Annotated in this window: 16 protein-coding genes; 8 read left to right on the forward strand and 8 right to left on the reverse strand. The window is 67.2% G+C overall.

The features are described 5' to 3' along the window. Positions 1–4: 4 nt before the first annotated feature. The 4 genes from QP609_RS11310 to QP609_RS11325 all read left to right on the forward strand — a co-directional run bounded on the left by QP609_RS11310 (position 5) and on the right by QP609_RS11325 (position 3,537). Positions 5–571 carry a hypothetical protein gene (locus QP609_RS11310; protein WP_172601393.1) on the forward strand — a complete coding sequence of 189 codons (567 nt, stop codon included), beginning with the start codon at positions 5–7 and terminating at the stop codon, positions 569–571. Between the two features lie 52 nt (positions 572–623). After that, positions 624–1,340 carry a response regulator gene (locus QP609_RS11315; RefSeq protein WP_169411072.1) on the forward strand — a complete coding sequence of 239 codons (717 nt, stop codon included), beginning with the start codon at positions 624–626 and terminating at the stop codon, positions 1,338–1,340. Positions 1,341–1,343: 3 nt separating this feature from the next. After that, positions 1,344–2,420 carry an ATP-binding protein gene (locus tag QP609_RS11320; protein ID WP_197621307.1) on the forward strand — a complete coding sequence of 359 codons (1,077 nt, stop codon included), beginning with the start codon at positions 1,344–1,346 and terminating at the stop codon, positions 2,418–2,420. A gap of 190 nt (positions 2,421–2,610) precedes the next feature. Continuing rightward, a complete protein-coding gene (locus QP609_RS11325; protein WP_289213773.1) occupies positions 2,611–3,537 on the forward strand; it encodes an ABC transporter six-transmembrane domain-containing protein in 927 nt (308 codons plus the stop codon). Positions 3,538–4,161: 624 nt separating this feature from the next. Here QP609_RS11325 and QP609_RS11330 read toward each other — a convergent pair. Next, positions 4,162–5,250 carry a crosslink repair DNA glycosylase YcaQ family protein gene (locus QP609_RS11330; RefSeq protein WP_197621861.1) on the reverse strand — a complete coding sequence of 363 codons (1,089 nt, stop codon included), beginning with the start codon at positions 5,248–5,250 and terminating at the stop codon, positions 4,162–4,164. Positions 5,251–5,354: 104 nt separating this feature from the next. Then, entirely contained in the window at positions 5,355–5,939 is a 585-nt protein-coding gene (locus QP609_RS11335; RefSeq protein ID WP_014647283.1) for a TetR/AcrR family transcriptional regulator, read from the reverse strand. 258 nt (positions 5,940–6,197) lie between these two features. Here QP609_RS11335 and QP609_RS11340 point away from each other — a divergent pair, with 258 nt between their 5' ends. Further along, entirely contained in the window at positions 6,198–8,393 is a 2,196-nt protein-coding gene (locus QP609_RS11340) for a TonB-dependent siderophore receptor (RefSeq protein ID WP_289213774.1), read from the forward strand. Positions 8,394–8,524: 131 nt separating this feature from the next. On the opposite strand, the gene QP609_RS11345 is transcribed toward QP609_RS11340, so the two are convergent. Together QP609_RS11345 and QP609_RS11350 are read right to left on the reverse strand one after the other, a co-directional pair. After that, positions 8,525–8,881 (reverse strand): hypothetical protein, encoded by a 357-nt coding sequence (locus tag QP609_RS11345; RefSeq protein ID WP_014647285.1) that lies wholly within the window; start codon positions 8,879–8,881, stop codon positions 8,525–8,527. A 463-nt stretch (positions 8,882–9,344) separates the two neighbouring features. Further along, positions 9,345–10,010: a TraX family protein gene (locus QP609_RS11350; RefSeq protein ID WP_014647286.1), complete on the reverse strand. Its 666-nt coding sequence runs from the start codon at positions 10,008–10,010 to the stop codon at positions 9,345–9,347. 114 nt (positions 10,011–10,124) lie between these two features. Between QP609_RS11350 and pip the strand changes: the two genes are divergently transcribed. Further along, positions 10,125–11,072 (forward strand): prolyl aminopeptidase, encoded by a 948-nt coding sequence (gene pip, locus QP609_RS11355; RefSeq protein ID WP_046430834.1) that lies wholly within the window; start codon positions 10,125–10,127, stop codon positions 11,070–11,072. 58 nt (positions 11,073–11,130) lie between these two features. Here pip and QP609_RS11360 read toward each other — a convergent pair whose 3' ends face one another. The 4 genes from QP609_RS11360 to QP609_RS11375 all read right to left on the reverse strand — a co-directional run bounded on the left by QP609_RS11360 (position 11,131) and on the right by QP609_RS11375 (position 16,289). Further along, complete coding sequence (locus QP609_RS11360) at positions 11,131–12,342, reverse strand: hypothetical protein (RefSeq protein WP_197621810.1); 1,212 nt, start codon at positions 12,340–12,342, stop codon at positions 11,131–11,133. Between the two features lie 23 nt (positions 12,343–12,365). Next, a complete protein-coding gene (locus QP609_RS11365) occupies positions 12,366–14,870 on the reverse strand; it encodes a TcfC E-set like domain-containing protein (RefSeq protein WP_197621809.1) in 2,505 nt (834 codons plus the stop codon). A 58-nt stretch (positions 14,871–14,928) separates the two neighbouring features. After that, positions 14,929–15,429, reverse strand: coding sequence for a CS1 type fimbrial major subunit (locus QP609_RS11370; protein WP_046430838.1), 501 nt, complete (start codon positions 15,427–15,429; stop codon positions 14,929–14,931). Positions 15,430–15,554: 125 nt separating this feature from the next. Continuing rightward, entirely contained in the window at positions 15,555–16,289 is a 735-nt protein-coding gene (locus tag QP609_RS11375) for a CS1 fimbrial subunit B flags: Precursor (protein WP_197621808.1), read from the reverse strand. Between the two features lie 346 nt (positions 16,290–16,635). Between QP609_RS11375 and QP609_RS11380 the strand changes: the two genes are divergently transcribed. After that, entirely contained in the window at positions 16,636–16,935 is a 300-nt protein-coding gene (locus tag QP609_RS11380; RefSeq protein ID WP_014647292.1) for a hypothetical protein, read from the forward strand. Between the two features lie 293 nt (positions 16,936–17,228). Beyond that, positions 17,229–17,528 (forward strand): hypothetical protein, encoded by a 300-nt coding sequence (locus QP609_RS11385; protein ID WP_005413574.1) that lies wholly within the window; start codon positions 17,229–17,231, stop codon positions 17,526–17,528. Positions 17,529–17,589: the final 61 nt, after the last annotated feature.

The raw sequence follows: 17,589 nt of genomic DNA on the forward strand, positions 1-17,589 counted from the left end.
TGCCGTGCCCCTTTCCTACCCGGACCTGCCACCCATCGATGTGCGCCGTGCCTACCTGGCGTGGTGTGCGCCTTCGCCGTGGTTGATCGCACTGGTGCTGGCATCGACCAGCACATGGATGTGGGTCGCACCGTATCCGCTACTGCCGTTGCTGGCCGGCTTCGGGGCCGCCGCCCTGCTGGGGTTCCGCAGTGACGGGCCCGGACGCACCCGCCGCTCCGGGTCGCTCGCATCGCTGGCCTTGATCGGCCTGGCGTTCTGGTCGGCAACACCTCCGGCCGCCAACGTCAACCTGCATCTGCTGCTTGCGCCCGCCACCGCCGTGGTCGCCGCCCTGCTGGCAGTGCGCCTGCGCGCCATCGTGGGCATGGCCTCGCGGCTGCAGGCCCGGGTGAACGCCACCCCCATGGCCTCGCGCTGGAACGCGCTGCCTGCCGCGGTGTCTACCCTGACGCTGCAGCAGCTGCGCGGCGCGGGTTCGGTGGACCCCAGCCTGCAGCGCTCGCTGGTGCTGGCCACGCTGGCCTGGGCGGCCAACGAAGAGGCGCAGGCCAGGGAACGCCGACGATGACCCCGTCCCTGTCCCGCCCTGCCCGCCCTTGGCCTCGAACCTGCCGCTCGCAATGAAACACCAACTCCGTAACCGACAGCCGCCCTTGGTGCTGATTGCCGAAGATGAGGGCGAGATCGCCGACATCCTCGGTGCCTACCTGGCCCGTTCGGGCCTGCGCAGCGCACGCGCCGCCGACGGTGAGGCGGCGCTTGCCAGCCACCGCCAGCTGCGCCCGGACCTGGTACTGCTGGATGTGCAGATGCCCAAGCTGGATGGCTGGCAGGTGCTGAGCGAACTGCGGCGTCGCGGCAACACGCCGGTGATCATGCTCACCGCGCTCGACCAGGACGTGGACAAGCTGACCGGCCTGCGTGTGGGCGCTGACGACTACGTGGCCAAACCATTCAATCCCGCTGAGATCGTTGCACGCATCCAGGCCGTGCTGCGCCGCAGTGCCCGCAGCGTGGCCGAAGAACCCACCGGGCTGATCCGCCAGGGCCCGTTCGAGATCGACCTGCGCAGCCACGAAGTGACGGTCCGCAACGGCGAGCAGGCGCACGCACTGAACGTCACCCTCACCGAATTCCGGCTGCTGGTGCACATGGCGCGCGCGCCGCGCCAGGTGCATGCGCGGGTGGACCTGCTGCACGCCTGCCTGCCCGAGGGCGATGCGCAGGAGCGCACCGTCGACAGCCATGTCAGCAAGCTGCGGCGCAAGCTCGAGGATGTCGGCGTGATCGGCATTCCCGCCACCATCCGTGGCGTCGGCTACCGCTTCCTGGACTGAATGATGACTGCGAAAGGCAAGAGCATCGGCCGCCAGATCAGCCTGTCGATCACCGTGGCCTCGCTGTGTTCGACGGTGCTGTCGATCAGCGGCTTCTACCTGTTCTACTACCTGCTGGAGGTGTTCTATCCGCGCTGGTATGACGAGCCGAAGTCCATGATGCCCTCCGGGCTGGAGTGGCTGTGGATCGGCCTGACCGCCACCGTGGTGGTGGCGTTGGCCACCCTGATCGCGTCTCGCCTGACCCGGCGCATCATCACCCCGTTGAATTCGGTGGCCGCAAGCCTGCGTCGCGTGGCCAGCGGTGGCCTGGAGGCGCGCGCGCGCGGCGGCGACACCTCGATGGCCGAGGCCGCCACGCTGGTCAACGACTTCAATTCCATGGCCGAGCGGCTCAGCCGGATGTCCGAGAACCGCGTGTTCTGGAACGCGGCCATCGCACACGAACTGCGCACGCCGATGACCATCCTGCGTGGCCGCCTGCAAGGCATCGCCGAAGGTGTATTCGAGCCGGGCCCCGAGCAGTTCAACAGCATGCTCACCCAGCTGGAGGGCCTGACCCGCATCATCGAGGACCTGCGCGTGGTCAGCCTGGCCGAGAGCGGCCACCTGGATCTGCGCCTGCAACGCAGCGACGTCAGCGTGCAGGTGGCGGCGGTGGTGGAGGCGATGTCCGAGGCGCTGACCGAAAGTGGCTTCTCGGTGAGCCTGGACGCGCGGCCGTCGCTGGCGGACTGCGATCCGGCCCGCATCCGCCAGGCGGTGCTGGCATTGCTGGAGAACGCCCGTCGCCATGCCATCCCCTGCCCGCTGCGGGTGCGCGTCACCCTCGCTGAGGGGCACTGCGCGGTGGCCGTGGAAGATGGTGGCCCCGGCGTGCCGGACGACCTGCGCGACAGCATTTTCGAAGCCTTCCAGCGCACCGATGTGTCGCGCTCACGGCAGAGTGGGGGCTCAGGTCTCGGCCTGGCGGTCGTGCGTGCGATTGCCGTGGCCCATCACGGAACGGCGCAGTGCCGAGCTACCGAGCGTGGCGGCAGTTCGTTCGAGATCCGCTGGCCGGTGCACGTGCGCCGTTGAGGCCGTAGACGCTGCCCTGGTAGCAGCCCACCTTGGTGGGCACCACGCGCGTGGCTGAACGCCGCCGATTTCTCCACGCAATCTCCATCATCCCTCCATGCCCGCTCCAAAGGGCTGCAGATACTGGGCGCTACCCGGCAGATGGCAGGCATCCGTCCCCTGCCCTGTCCCCGAACCCCCCAGGCATCCCATGCAACACCCCTACGATCCAGCGGCCGCCGCCGGCAGCATCGGCCAGCAGAATGCGGCCGCCACGCTCAAGGCCATCCTGCGCACCTACCCCTGGCAGCTGACCGGCACGTTCTCGCTGGTGGCGCTGGAGAACACCCTGCTGCTGGCCTATCCGTTGTTCGCCGGCTTCGCGGTAGACGCGATCATCAGCGGCAACATCGGCCATGCCATCTCCTATGCCGGCGTGGTACTGCTGTTCTGGCTGGTGGGTGCCGCCCGTCGGGCGGTGGATACGCGCACCTTCACCCGCATCTATGCCGATCTGGCAGTGAGCGTGGTGCAGGCGCAGCGCCGGTTGGGCCAGGCGACGTCCACTTCGGCGGCACGCGTGGTGCTGGCCCGCGAGTTCGTCGACTTCTTTGAAAAGCACGTGCCGATCATCGCCACCGCGCTGGCATCGATGTTCGGTGCAGTGGCCATGCTGCTGGCGATCGAGCCGATGGTCGGTGCCGCTGGCCTGGCCACCCTGCTCGGCGCCCTGCTGGTGCTGCCCTCGTTCGCACGCCGCAACGAGCAGTTGCACGGCCGACTGAACAACCGCCTGGAACACGAAATCCGGCTGGTCGACCGGGTCAGCCCCTCGGTGCTGCGCCGCCACTACACCACGCTGTCGCGCCTGCGGATCCTGCTGTCCGACCGCGAGGCCGGCGCCTATGTGGTGATCGGCCTGGCTGCCGCGGCATTGTTCGCGCTGACCATCGGTCGCCTTGCCACCAGTGAAGGCGTTACACCGGGCCACGTCTACGCGGTGATGACCTACCTGTGGACCTTCGTCGGCAGCCTGGACGATGCGCCGTCAATGGTGGATCAGCTTGCGCGGCTGAAGGATATCGGCCGCCGCGTCAGCCCCGGCATGGACGATGCGGACCACAAGGGCGCCGCTTGACCGGTCGGTGCCCACCTTGGTGGGCACCGACGAGAGCAGCGCCAACCAAGGTTGGCGGCTACCGGGCCTGAGCGGTGTTGCTCTGGTAGCTGCCCACCTCGGCGCGCACCGACGGGAGCCAGCGCCAACCAAGGTTGGCGGCTACCAGGCCTGAGCAGTGTTGCCCTGGTAGCTGCCCCCCTGGTGGGCACCGACGGAAGCCAGCGCCAACCACGGTTGGCGGCTACCAGGCCTGAGCGGTGTTGCTCTGATAGCTGCCCACCTTGGTGGGCACCGACGAAAGCCAGCGCCAACCACGGTTGGCGGCTACCGGGCCTGAGCGGTGTTGCTCTGGTAGATGCCCACCTTGGTGGGCACCGATGGAAGCCCGCGTCAACCAAGGTGGGCACCGATGGGAGCCAGCGCCAACCAAGGTGGGCGGCTACCGGGCCTGAGCGGTGTTGCCCTGGTAGCTGCCCACCTTGGCGCGCACCGATGGAAGCCAGCGCCAACCCAGGTTGGTGGCTACCAGGCCTGAGCGGTGTTGCTCTGGTAGCTGCCCACCTTGGTGGGCACCGATGGGAGCCAGCGCCAACCCAGGTTGGCGGCTACCGGGATCGATAGATACCCATGCGCCGCTTGGCGCTACAGGAACTCCGCCATGCGCTGCAGCTCGTCGTCCAGCGCGCCACGAAATACCTTGTCGCGGGCCAGCGACTTGCCGGCATAGCCCACGCTCGACACCAACTCACCCTCGCGCACGCTCAAGTTGGCCCAGCCCACCACCTGCTCATGCCACAACACCGGCAGTGCGTAGTAGCCGTACTGGCGTTTCGGTGCAGGCGTGTAGGCCTCGAACTTGTACACCCAATCCCACAACAGCTCGAAGCGGCGGCGGTCCCACACCACCGGGTCGAACGGCGCCAGCAGGCGCACCTGCTCATCCGGTGCATGGCGGCGCGAGCGCGGATTCTCGTCCGCCGGCCAGTACCAGGTGGTGCCTTCCAGCGTGCAGCTGGCCAGTTGCTGCTTGGCCAGCGCCAATGCCTTGCGGGTCTGCTCGGCCAGGTGCGGCGCGCCATAGCCCAGCAGGCGCACCAGATAGGTCAGGCTGGCCGAGGGCAGCGGCGCGTACTTGCGCACCACCAGGTCGATCAGGGCGGCGGCACGTTCGATCTGCGCCTGTTCGCTGGAGTCGGGCTCGGCATGATCGGCCACCGCATAGATGCGCGTGCCGCTGTCGCGCCGTTGCACCCGCAGCAGGCTGCGGTAGTGCATGCCATCCAGCAGATGCGTGCTGGCGTTGCTGGTGCCGCCCCAGTAGTTGGTCACCCGCCCATGCGCGAACGCCTGGTCGACCTCGCGCGGGTGCACGCTGCCACGCTCGCGCACAAAGGCCAGCACGTCGGCCGCACGGCGATGGGTCTCGGCATCCCACTCGCGCTTGGAAACCCGTGGGTGCATCAGCGCCAGATGCTCGCGCGGCAGGAAGCCGTAGTTCACCAGGCAATCCTCTTCCACCGGCAGACGCGTGTAGCGGCGCTCAAGATCGCCCGCGCGGTAGTCCTTCACCCGGTGGCGCAGGGTCAGGTCCTGCGCGCGAGCGGGTGCGCGGATCGGGTCGGCCTGCACGAAGCCCAACCGCCGGATCGCGGTCAGCAGCGTGGTCGGCTTGAACAGGGTGCGCGCCACCGCGTAGCGGCGAAGGTCATCAAGAGTGGGCGTGGCAGGCATGGCCGCATTGTATTCTCGACACTACGCGATCCGTCCAGTAGAGCCAGGCCACGCCTGGCTGGCGTCATGGTGAACGGCCGCGATCATCCACGCATGGCGTGCATCTACCGAAGCCGCGATACCTCCAGCGAACCGATCACCAGGGCCCGCATGCCCTGCTTGAACTCGGTGATCACCTGCCCTTCTTCGTCATCCGCAATCGCGTAGATGGTGTCGGCACCGGCGATGCAGTAGAACGCGATCGTGGCCAGCAGCCAGCGCGCCTTGTCCACCGGCAGGCCGAACACCTCGGCCACGTGCGCCTGGTGCGAGGCGATCTTTTCCAGCATCGGCGCGGTCGCCACCGTGCGCCGCAGCAGGTAGGGCGGTAGCCCGGGATGCGCCTTCACCACTTCGCACAGCGACTCCACGAACCCCATCAGATAGGCCTCCAGCCCACCTGGTGCGTCGACCGACGCGCGCGGAATCTGCCAGCGCTGGAACACCGCCTCCGCCACCAGACGCTTCAACGCCTCCAGGTTGGCCACGCGCTTGTACAGCGCTGCCTGGGTCACCGCCAGTTCGGCGGCCACGTTGGCCATGGTCAGGTTGGGCAGGCCCAGGCGGATGCCGATGTCGGCCAGACGCTCCGGGGTGATGGTGGGCGGGCGGCCACGGGTCGGCGCCGTTGGATCGGGGTGCGTGCTCATACGGTGCCTGCTCTTACGGTGCGCGTCCATACCCTGCTGAGGGTGCCAGCAAAGGGACCCTCTTGTCCGCTTCGATTGATTTAGTTTACTTTACTCAACTAATTCGGAACGCGTCCGCCGCGCACCCGTAACCGAGCCCATGGCTCACCTCCCGCCAGGTCCCCACCCAGCCAACAACCCTGCGCTGCGCCCTTTCCCCGTGCTTGCCGTCGGCAGCGCGCCAGGCGCGCTCGCGCCTGCGATTCACAGGACTCTGGCATGACCGTTTTCAACTTCACTTCTGCACAGCATCGCGCTGCCGCCGCATCCTCCGGCCTGATGTATTCGCCGGGCATGGTCCGGCGCTACCGGGTGTCCGCCCTCGCGCTGGGGCTGCTGGCCTCGTTCGCCGCGCTGGCCGACGCCGCGCCGTCCACCCTTCCGTCGGTACAGGTGCAGGAACAACGCCGGGTCACTGCAGACTATGCGGGCGGGCAAGTGGCTGCCGGCAGCCGCGTCGGCCTGCTCGGCGACAAGGATTTCATGGACACGCCGTTCAATACGATCAGCTACACCGAGTCCTTCATCCGCGATCGCCAGGCCAAGGACCTGACCGACGTCATTGCCGCCACCGACCCCACGGTGTTCAGCAACGGCGTCACCGGTGCCTGGAGCGAGAACTACGCGATCCGCGGCTTTGCCTCCAACACCAGCGACACCACGTTCAATGGCCTCAGCGGCATGGCGCCCTACTACCGCACCTCGCCGGAAATGTTCGAGCGCATCGAGGTGCTGAAGGGACCGTCTGCGCTGCTCAACGGCATGCCGCCGGGCGGCTCGGTCGGTGGCAGCGTCAACCTGGTGCCCAAGCGCGCAAGCGAGCAACCGCTGCTGCGGGTCAGTGCCAACTTCGCCTCCGATGCGCAGTTCGGCACTCACGTGGATATGGGCCGTCGCCTCGGCGCCGACAGGCAGTTCGGCATCCGCTTCAACGGTGCCTACCGTGATGGTGACGGCGCCGTCGGCAAGCAGCGCAAGAAGGTACAGCTCGGTTCGCTGGCACTGGACTGGCGCGGCGAACGTATGCGGCTGTCGGCCGATCTGTACAGCGCCGACGACCGCGTTGACGGCCCGGCGCGTGGCGTCGGCCTGGCACCGGGCGTGGCCATTCCGCGCCCGCCACGCGGCGATACGCTGATCAACCCGGATTGGGCCTACGTGGACAGCCAGGACAAGGGCGCGATGGTGCGCGGAGAACTGGATGTCAACGATAGCGTGATGGCCTACCTCGCGTACGGCACCAGCAGGACCGACTACCGCTACAACGGTTCGATCAGCGCGCAGATCCTCAATCCAGCCGGCAACTTCACCACGGTGATCGGCCAGCTCGCCTTCGACATCAGGAAGCAGTCCGCAGATGCCGGCCTGCGCGGTTCCTTCCACACCGGCAACGTCGGCCACCAGTGGGCCGCCAACGTGACCCACTACCAGCACACCCAGAACGACTACGGCCGGCGCAGCGTACCCGGCTGGGACTGGACCACCAATGTGTACAACCCAGTGTGGGGCCCGGCGGCGCCGTTCATGGCGCCGCACATCTCGCATACCGAGCTGACGCTGGACAGCCTCGGCTTCGCCGACACCCTCGCCTTCGCCGATGACCGCGTGCAGCTGACGCTGGGCGTGCGCCGCCAGCAGGTGGTCAGCGAGACCTTCAACGTGTCCACGGGTGCACGCACCTCGCGCTACGACGAGAGCGCCACCACGCCGGCAGCGGCCCTGCTGGTGAAAGCCACCGACACGATCTCCCTCTACACCAACTACATCGAAGGCCTCAGCCAGGGCGCCACCGCGCCGATGACCGCCGCCAATGCCGGCGATGTGTTCGCACCGTTCCGCACCAGGCAGAAGGAGCTGGGCCTGAAGCTGGACCTGGGCAGCTTCGCGCACACCTTCAGCGTGTACGAGATCAAGCGACCGAACAGCTACACCGACCCGGTCACGAATATCTTCTCGTTTGGCGGCGAGCAACGTAACCGCGGCGTGGAATGGGGCTTCTTCGGCGCACCGCTGGATGGCGTGCGCCTGCTCGGCGGCGTGGCCTACGTACAGCCGAAGCTGACCCGCACGGCCGGTGGCGTGAATGAAGGACGCATCGCCACCGCCGTGGCGCAGCGGCAGGCCAAGCTGGGCGTGGAATGGGATGTGCCGACCTTGCAGGGCCTGACCCTGACCGGCAATGCCACGGCGATGTCGAGGCAGTACATCAGTGCCGACAATAGCCTGTCGGTGCCGGTGCGTACGTTGTTCGACGTGGGGGCGCGCTACAGCACCACCGTGGCGGGTCGATCGCTTGCGCTGCGGGCCAGCGTGAACAACGTGACCAACAAGTCGTATTGGGGCATGCCGTTGTTGTCGAGCCTGGCGCTGGGTGCACCGAGGACGGTGCTGGTGTCGGCAACGATGGATTTCTAAGCTGGCGTGGAACCCCTGTAGAGCCGAGCCATGCTCGGCTCCGTTTCGTCCGCTGAGCCGAGCATAGGCTCGGCTCTACAGGACGTCGGGCAATCCGCGAACGGCATCCACGCATGGCGTGGATCTACGTGTCATTCCGGATGCAGGCGATAGATGGCGTGGCTGGTCAACGCCAATGCCGCCAGCTTCAGCCCTTCCATTACGCGATCGCCCACGTACTGTTCCGGGCCGCCATTCTGGCGGGCGCGTTCGGCCGCCAGCAGGATCTCCTGCACGATACGCAGCCCGGCCAGTGCACCGTCGGCGTCGGCCAACGCCAGGCACCGGCCCGGCAGCTGATGGCGCTCGGGCCAGGGCTGGCCGTCGGCAGCCGCGCCCAACCCGATGCGATGCAGCAGGGCCGTCAGGTTGTTGGGATCGGGCGGGATGTCGTGGCCTTCATCGGCATTGGCCGGGGCGTGCTGATGGGGGAACTCCGATGCGTTCATGGCAGGTCTCCGTGCAAGGCATGCGGGACCACCAACCTTAACAATCAAGGCGGCGGACGGTGCGTGGCTGGAAATCCCGTGAGTCAGTGCTATACCCGGGCGGTGGGCTTGCGCCCACCTCCACGCACCGCCCGCCATGGAACGCGAACGGAATGCCAGCCGACGCCGCGCAAGGCGACGCCGGCTGGCAAGCGTAAACAGCACTTACTCAACGGGGTTTCCAGGCCCCGGCCACCCTTTTTCGGTGGCACCCCATCATGTGCACAACGGGGTGGCAGGCGCCAACAACCCAAGTGCCAAGACAGCAACGTTCACGCAGTGGCAGCATTGTCGCATATCGACAATCGAGCCGAAGATTCAACAACTTGCGCCACGCCAACGGCGGCGTTCCCCACCCGCATCGGCACCACGCGTTCCTTGACCGCATCCGGCTTTCAAGACGCGCGACACGCCAGTTCCGACATTACACAAGCAGATGGGCAATCAACGCCAGCACCGCCAGATGCCCCACGTAGTAGCCGTAGAACAGCCAGCGCCAGCGCGGCAGCTGCCACGGCACCCGCGCGGCCAGCAGCACCACCGGAACGGCCAGCACCGCCCAGCCGTTGTGGTTGGCCCAGCACACCGCCGCAAGCGCGACCAGCAGCGGCCACCACGCCCGATGCCGGAACGCGATCCAAGCCAGCAGCACGGCGCCAACGCCGGCCCACTGGTAGTCCACGAACATCGGCAGCACGCCGGCAGCCAGCAACAGCAGCACAGGCCGATTGTTCGCAAGCGCATGCACGGCCACCACCGCCAGGGTGAAGGCGAGCAGGATGTTGAGCGGCAGCCAGGAACCGAACGCAAGTGCGTGCAACGGCTGCGCGATCAGCCCCCATAGCGCGAGCCGGCGCATCGATTTGCGCAGGTCGGCGCCCGGCTGGGCCAGGTTGCAAGCCATCACCAGCGCGAACAGCGGGAAGGCGATACGCCCCAGTTCGCTGACCACCGGCACGTAGCCCCCGAAGACCACCTTGGCCACGTGGTCGCCGGTCATGGCCAGCAGCGCGATCCACTTCAACAGCTCGCGCGCGCCGCTGCCGAGGCTGAGGTTGAACGTGGACGTCCCGGTCGTGGTCGCTTGCATCGCGGAAGCTTATGCGCATCGGCCAGCGCATTTCCAGCGCCGCGCAGGAGCCCGCCACTGCAAGCCGTAGATGGCGGCGCTATGCTGGCCGCCCCTGCTTGTGAGACACCCGCCATGCGCACCCTGTACCCGGCCATCGAGCCCTACCGCGAATTCGCCCTGCCGGTGAGCGATCTGCACACGCTGCATATCGAAGAGTGCGGCACGCCGGAGGGCATTCCGGTGGTGTACCTGCACGGTGGCCCGGGCGCCGGTATCTCGCCGACCCATCGGCGCTTCTTCGACCCGGCGCGCTACCGCATCGTGCTGATCGACCAGCGCGGCAGCGGCCGTTCCACGCCGTTCGGCGAGCTGCGCGACAACACCACGCAGGACCTGGTGGCGGACATCGAAAAGGTGCGTGAGCACCTGGGCATCGAGCGCTGGCTGGTCTATGGCGGCTCCTGGGGCTCCACGCTGTCGCTGGCCTACGCGCAGGCGCATCCGGAACGCGCCACCGGCCTGATCGTGCGTGGCGTGTTCCTCGGTCGTGAGATCGAGAACCGCTGGTTCGCCGAGGCCGATGGCGGTGCGCGCTGGATCTTCCCGGAGCGCTGGGACCGCTACGAGGCTTATATCCCGGAAGCCGAGCGTGGCGACATGATCGCGGCCTACTGGGCGCGCATGGATGGCCCGGATCAAGCAACCCGTATCGAAGCCGCGCAGGCCTGGTTGGGCTGGGAAGACAATGCGGCCACCCTGCAGCACGACGTGGATGCCGAATCCACCGATGATCCGCTGGATACGCTGGCGAAGGCCCGTATTGAAGCGCACTACTTCCGCAACGGCATCTTCCTGGAGCCGGACCAGCTGCTGCGCAACATCGATCGCATCCGCCACCTGCCCGGCGTGATCGTGCAGGGGCGCTACGACATCATCTGCCCGCCGCGCAGCGCCTGGGACCTGGCCAAGGCCTGGCCGGAAGCGCGCCTGGAGATGGTGACCTCCGGCCACAGCGCCAACGAGCCGGCCACGGTCGATGCGCTGGTGCGGGCGACGGATGCCTTTGCCGACCGGTTCTGAACGCCTGGGGTAGTGCCGGCCGCTGGCCGGCACCCCCGCAACACACTCCTGCGTGCGACTACGGGTTGGCGTCAAACACCACGGTCATGTTGCCTTCCCAATGCGAGCCTGGCGCCTTCAGCATCTCTGTTACGGCGTCCCGCCCTGCGGTGAACCGCAAGGTCGACCGCCGCTGCATCAGATAGCCATCCGGCGTGAAGCGCGGCGCCTGTGCGTCGTCGGGTAACAGCGGTGTGTCCTGCGCCGGGCGCCCATCGCGCAGATTGCGCATGCCGGGCAAGGTGACGTCCACATCCACCGGTACAACCTGCCCAAGCGTCTGATTGCGAATGCCGCAGCGATTGCCCGCGTCGTGCTCACAGCGCAGCTTCATGCTGAAGTCCATCGACGTAGTCAGGTAGAAAGGGAGCTCCTGATAGAGGCGTGCCGGGGGTAGGCCATGATCGTTCCACTGTGCCCAGCCTCCTTCCGGGGCAAGCTTGACGGTTGGACGCTCGCTTGCAAAACGCACCTTGAAGTCGTGGACCACGTCCAACAACAGCTGCAGTGTCAGCTCCGAGTCGGAATAGTCACCCTGCCCCAGGTCGATCTGCTGCCCGTTGCCAACCGTGTACGTCACGCTGCCGCTGTACTGTCCATCCTGCGCCTGCAACGGATTCGGGGTTTCAAGGTGATAGCCAATGGAGAATCGCAGATAGTTCGCGACGGAATCGGTGGTAGCACGCGGATTGCGCGCGCAGACCGCACTGCGCTCTGGCACTTCCCAGGCATATCGATAGAACACCGCATTCCCAACGCCCGTTCGACCGGCGCAGCCTCCTGTAGATGATCCATATAGCCCGGGTGACGTGCCATCGTGAGCCAAACCCCACTCCATGCCGACGAGGAACAGTCGTATGCGCGCCTTCAGTTCATGGCCTGCGGCGTTGACAACCGTCACGTCGCGCCAGTTTCCATCGGCGCCGAGGTACCACTTCTCGCGCGCCTCCTCACCCCCCCCGAACAGCCGCCGCTGGCTGACGTTCAGGCCCGTGTTGATGGTGAAGTCGCCTGGCTTGCAGTAGCCCGAGTGCTGGGCACAGTACCCTGATTGCGGTGTGGTATTGACGAAACGGTTGTGGGTGGGATCAAGCGCCGTCGGCCTGAACTCCGCGGTAATCTGCAGATCTACCGCACGCGCAGGCGGCAGCGGCAGGAACAGCAGGAGCCCAACGAGGTAGAGTGCGATGGATGATTGGAATGTTCGAGAACGAAGTACAGTGTTTGCCATGACGTAGTTTCTCCTGCGTTCGCTCACGGACCTGCCAGTGGGGCTGGACATCCGACGGTGCCCACCATCAACACATCCCCTTCCCTGGGGTAGCGCCCCTCCTCCATCGTCAGCGTGCAGCTGACCAGGTTGGGGTAACGCAACTCCACCACCGGCGCACGGGCGCTCAGTTCCAGGGTAAAGAAGCCGTCCTCCTGGCTGACGCTGCGGCCGGCGTGGTTGATCACCTGCACGCCGCGCACTCCGTTGCCGTCTGCATCCAGTACCTGGCCCATGACGGTGAAGGTGCGCAGCACGTCCAGCGTGGCATGCATCACGCCGCCCTTGTTGAGGTGATAGCTGACGACCGAGGGCTGCAGCGTTGCCGACGGCGCATGCCGGCCCTGGAAATCGAACTGCACGTGGCCTGCGCGATACGCGGCCACCGGAACGAAGTTGCGGCCCGGGCGCAGCGCAACGCCGCCACCGTGACTGTCGTCCGCACGCAGGGCAAGATCGGGATAATCGCTGCGGACATCGACAATCAGCCCGGTGTCGGCGCTTCTGCCGCGCCCCTGCCCCAGCACGGCGGCGCGCCCACCGCCAATGACCACGGTGCTGTCGAGGTTGGCGGTGCCGCTGATGCGACCCGACGCCGCGCCGCGGTAGACCTGCATGTCACCTTCCACAAACGCGCTCTGCAGCGAGGCACCCGCGCCTGCGCCCAGCCCGCCCCGTTCGGCGGTGACCGTGCCATTCACGCTCTGCAGTACGGCGCCGTCCACGCGCTGTGTGGCGGTCGCGGTCACATAGGTGTCGCGGCGTCCGGCTTCGCCGGTGCGGCTGCCCAGGCTGCCGCTGTAGCTGCGTCGATCGCTGCCCAGCGACACACTCACCGTCAGGTCGATTCCGCGTTGCCGCCGGTACCCCGTGTAGCGGGCGCCGGGGCGGTCATAGGCGGAAACGCGCCAGTTGACATCATGCTTGCCGAACACCGTCTCCCGGCGCCCGTACGAGACATCGATGCCGGTCCCGCGGGTGAAGCCCGAACTGCGGGCCACGCGCAGGCTGGCAGTGTCGCGGTGCCCGAAACGATGCGTGATCGAGATGGCCGTGGTGTCCTGCCAGCCGCCGCGGGTCTCCCAGCGTGGGGCGCTGCTCGCGTCCGCCACGACGCGCTCGCGCTGCTCCACCCAACCGCGCGCATGGTTGGCCACCACCGAGCCGGCACGATAGCGGTACAGGCCCTGCAGGTCCACGCCGCGCCCGGCGTCGCTGGAGGTATAGACATTGGTATAGGTGCTGAAGCGGTCACTGGCCTGCCAGTCCATCGACACACCCGCCGCATGCCGCGCGCCGATCCGCTGCACGGTGGCCCCGGCCACCGCACGGGAATGCAACAGGTAATTGACCACGGCACCGGCCGCGGCGCCGCCCTCGCGGGTGCTTCCGGCGCTGGCCAGCAGCCCGCGCTGCTGCCCTGCGAATGCGCTGTAGCGCCAGCGGCGGCTGGGATCCTGCCAGCGGCTGGGCTTGTGGATGGACGCGCTTTCGCGGGACGCTTCGCGGCCGTCCTGGACCACCCGCAGTTCCACATCGTAGATCCCGCCGGGTAGCCGGCGCGTATCGATTTCCTGGATGCCGGGCTTGACGGCCTGCGTGGACAGCAGGTTCCCGTCGCGATAGATCTCCACCACGCCTTCGCCGCTGGCGGTGACATAGACGGGATAGACACTGGGGCTTCGCGTATCGGCCAGGAGTACGTCCGAGGATCCGAACATCAGGCCCAGCGCCGTATCGTTCTGCGTACCCGGCGCGCGGGGCTGGCGCACAATGCCCTCGAAGGTGGGCAGGAAGTAGCCGGCGCGAACGAAGTGATCGCCCAGTTCGCGCTGGGCATACAGGGCACTGAGGTAGTGCTCGCTGCTGCCGGGCTGGGCGTAGTACTGGTAGCTGCCAACCGTGCTCCAGTGGCCGGCACTGCCGCGCAGTTCAGCGCTGTAGCGCACGGTGGCCTGCTGTTCCTGGCCGCCGTGCACGGCAAGACTGTTGCGCACGACCAGCCCCCGGCCGCCCGCGTCCGGCAAGGCGATGTGGCGCCCCTCCTTCTGCGCGCCGGCAGGCGTCAGCACGCTCAGCAGCGAGTTGGACAGACTGTAGTGCAGCGCTGCCATGCCCCGGCACTGCTGCCTGCATACGCCCAGCGCCATCGGTTCAGCGAGTTGCTCGCCCCAGCGGGCACGCTCGGTCTGTGCCAGCCGGCTTTCGTGGCTGTCACCAAAGCCGATCACCTGCACCCGGTTGTCTTCGTGCAGCAGAACCTCGGCGTCACCCAGATACTGGCCGTCCAGCTCCACGCGCACGGTGAGCGGGTTGCCAAACAGGTGCTCGCGGAATTCGGCCGGCATGCGTTCGCGCTGCTGCTGCAGGCTGGGCAGCTCGCCCGGCGCGAGGCCGGCCGCCTGCGTTGACGTGGCAAGGACCACGGCACCGATCGCGGTCGCGAGCTGGGCCAGGCGGAATCGACGGTGGTTGGAGGACGAGAGCATGGACGCTGTTCCGGCGTCCCCGCCGCATCATCGGATGCGGCGGGGTGCCTGAAGGAACTCAGGGGGTGATGTCGCTTTCGAAGATCATGTGGAACTGGCCGCCGTAGCTGCCCTGCTTGTAGCCACCCGACGGCGCGGTCGGCGCAATGGCGAAGGCAAGCGACTTGCCGGCGGCGGCCTGGGCCGCGTTGGCGACGGTGATCTTGGCGGCGGCGGTTGCCGGAACCTCCACGTTGTCCAGCTTCACCACCAGGTCCACGACGTCTGCGGCCGACGCCATCTGTGCCGGCGACGTCAGATAGGCGGTGATGGCGGCCGGCGACTTGATGTTGATGACGCGCCCGGTCAGTTCGCCCAGCGTTTCGCGCGCGGTGTCCCACGGCAGGTTCTGCGGCAGGCCTTCCCAGCCATCAGGCGTGGAGACTTGCAGGCCAGCGGTATTCGGGACGTCGGCGGTCACGTTGACGGTGATCGACTTGGATTCGGTGGCTGCCAGGCTGACAGCCGGTGCGATGAGGGCTGCAGCGGCTGCAGCCAGGGCGTACTTCTTCAGGGACATGGAAATGCTCCGGGATCGGTGGATGGATACGATGGGATACGACGCCAGGACGAAGACACAGCCTCCCCGCCGGGCGCCTGGCGAACCCGGTGGGGACGTTGCAGAAAGGGGAGATGGGCGGACGATCAGCGGCGCGAGTCGATGCTGCGGCGGTCGTCGCCCTCCCTCAGGTCGTAGCGGGCGAACCGGCTGTCGTCGGCCTGCAGCGCATAGGTTCGCCCGGGCCGGACATGGACGATGATGCCGGGCGTGCAGGCATCCGGACTGCTTCGCTCGCAGTACCGCAGGTTGTCCAGCACCACCGTGGCGTTGCCACCGTTGTGCACGTGACCGTCCTGCACACGGGTGTCATAGCGCGTGTTCCGCGGTGCCACGAACAGGATGGTGCCGTAGCCGGTGAACACGCGAACTGCCGAGGTCAGCCCGGTGATCTCCTGCACCTGCGCATCGCTGAGTGAGAATTCCTCGGCGCTGGGCACCACCGGAATGAAGCGGAGCCGGTAGTAGCGCTCCTCATCACGGTCACCGCGATAGACCAGGCGCGTCGCCTGTTGGCCGTTGGCGGCAATGATCAGGCGGCTGGGGCTGGCGATCACCCCGTGCGCGCCAGGTGCATTGCGTACCAGCGCCACGGTGTCCACTGGCGTTTCGACAACCTTGCCGTCTGCATCGAAGTGCATCTGGGTGACCTCAACGCGCACGTATGCGGTCACATCACCGGTATTGCGTATGCGCTTGAGCAGGTTGCTGTGCGCGGGCGCAAGATGATCGAACAGGAGGCCCACATTGATCTGTGGTGTCGTGGCTTGGGCACTGCTGGCGAACAGGGCCAGCAGGAGGAGAAGGAGTGCGCGTTGCATGACGAACCCGCGGGGAGAGGTGAGCGATTAGTTTCACGGCATCTTTACAATCAGGCCATGCAACAACTTGCAAAAAGGTCAGATATTTCCGACCTCGCAAAGTGGCTCCGCCCAGGTCAACCCGGAAATCCACTCGGCCGCGGCGGTCTGGCCCGTTGCACATCGCGACGGCACGCCCTGGAACAGCATCGGCGGCTGGCGCACGCATGGGGCGTGCGGGTGAACGGGCGCCCACCGCTGCATGGCGACCCCGCCGGTTCTTCGCAGCTCGCTTACGGACCCGGGCCGAATATCCGGCCGTGGCCATCCACAGCCATGGCCCGCGTCCCCACTTCTGGAGCCTGTCATGACCGGTATTCGCTACGTTCCTGCTGTCCTCGTCATCACCATCGGCCTGCTGCTGGGCGCCTGTTCCAGAACCCAGGAGGCGAGCAAGGCCACCGCCGCCGAGGACGTCACCGAAGTGAAGCTGATACCGCCGTATGAGTCGCTGGACAAGGACAAGGACGGCATCGTCACGCTGGCCGAAGTGGATGCCGTGGCACCCGACTGGGCCGAGCGCCTGCATGCCTGCGATACCGACCGTGACAAGACGTTGACCCGTGGCGAGTACGACGTCTGCAAGCAGACCAGCGGCGCGCATTGACCCACCACTGAACCCTCGATCGGCACCGCATACGCCCGGCTATACCAAGGTATAGCCGGGCTAACCCACGGGCCTCTAGGCCTGCCCCATTCAGGGGCGGACAATAGCGCCACTGGCCAGGGCAACCCTGGCTGGCCCCCTCCCCTCATGGAGACGCAGATGGACCCCGACCCTGCCGGGCGCACCGCGCCCCGGATGCCCGCTTGTTGCCTGTTCCTGGCGCCTGCCCGCCGGTCCCTGCCTGCCTGAGTGACGGGGGACCGCCAGGCGCCGCCTGCCTGGAGATCGCCCCCATGTCCTACAAGATCCTCTACATCACCCTGCGCCGCCTGATCGGTGAGCGCGATGTTGCCGCCCTGCGCAGCCAGCTGCTGCAGCACGGCCCGGTCATGTTTGCCCGTTCGCTGTCGCTCGGTTCGCCGCGCGTGGTGGCCGACGCGCTGTCGCTGCTGCCGATCAGCGAGCGGATCACCGTGCTGCGCCATCTGCCCTACCCGCTGCGCGATGCGATGAAGCCGCTGTGCATCGGCGGCAGCCAGCGCCTGCACATGCAGCCGTGGTCGCCGGCGGTGCTGGCGATGCGCCACGCCTGATCTGTCTCACCCATTCCGTTCGTGTTCCGGCTGCGGCCGGCTCTGACATTCGAGGAGCGTC

Origin of the sequence: Stenotrophomonas sp. 8(2023) (assembly GCF_030345295.1) — a bacterium.
Taxonomy (GTDB): Bacteria; Pseudomonadota; Gammaproteobacteria; order Xanthomonadales; family Xanthomonadaceae; genus Stenotrophomonas; species Stenotrophomonas muris.

Coding starts and splice junctions, on each gene's coding strand:
- QP609_RS11315 (WP_169411072.1), top strand. CDS start 624: ATGAAACACCAACTCCGTAACCGACAGCCGCCCTTGGTGCTGATTGCC.
- QP609_RS11320 (WP_197621307.1), top strand. CDS start 1,344: ATGACTGCGAAAGGCAAGAGCATCGGCCGCCAGATCAGCCTGTCGATC.
- QP609_RS11325 (WP_289213773.1), top strand. CDS start 2,611: ATGCAACACCCCTACGATCCAGCGGCCGCCGCCGGCAGCATCGGCCAG.
- QP609_RS11330 (WP_197621861.1), bottom strand. CDS start 5,250: ATGCCTGCCACGCCCACTCTTGATGACCTTCGCCGCTACGCGGTGGCG.
- QP609_RS11335 (WP_014647283.1), bottom strand. CDS start 5,939: ATGAGCACGCACCCCGATCCAACGGCGCCGACCCGTGGCCGCCCGCCC.
- QP609_RS11340 (WP_289213774.1), top strand. CDS start 6,198: ATGACCGTTTTCAACTTCACTTCTGCACAGCATCGCGCTGCCGCCGCA.
- QP609_RS11345 (WP_014647285.1), bottom strand. CDS start 8,881: ATGAACGCATCGGAGTTCCCCCATCAGCACGCCCCGGCCAATGCCGAT.
- QP609_RS11350 (WP_014647286.1), bottom strand. CDS start 10,010: ATGCAAGCGACCACGACCGGGACGTCCACGTTCAACCTCAGCCTCGGC.
- pip (WP_046430834.1), top strand. CDS start 10,125: ATGCGCACCCTGTACCCGGCCATCGAGCCCTACCGCGAATTCGCCCTG.
- QP609_RS11360 (WP_197621810.1), bottom strand. CDS start 12,342: ATGGCAAACACTGTACTTCGTTCTCGAACATTCCAATCATCCATCGCA.
- QP609_RS11365 (WP_197621809.1), bottom strand. CDS start 14,870: ATGCTCTCGTCCTCCAACCACCGTCGATTCCGCCTGGCCCAGCTCGCG.
- QP609_RS11370 (WP_046430838.1), bottom strand. CDS start 15,429: ATGTCCCTGAAGAAGTACGCCCTGGCTGCAGCCGCTGCAGCCCTCATC.
- QP609_RS11375 (WP_197621808.1), bottom strand. CDS start 16,289: ATGCAACGCGCACTCCTTCTCCTCCTGCTGGCCCTGTTCGCCAGCAGT.
- QP609_RS11380 (WP_014647292.1), top strand. CDS start 16,636: ATGACCGGTATTCGCTACGTTCCTGCTGTCCTCGTCATCACCATCGGC.
- QP609_RS11385 (WP_005413574.1), top strand. CDS start 17,229: ATGTCCTACAAGATCCTCTACATCACCCTGCGCCGCCTGATCGGTGAG.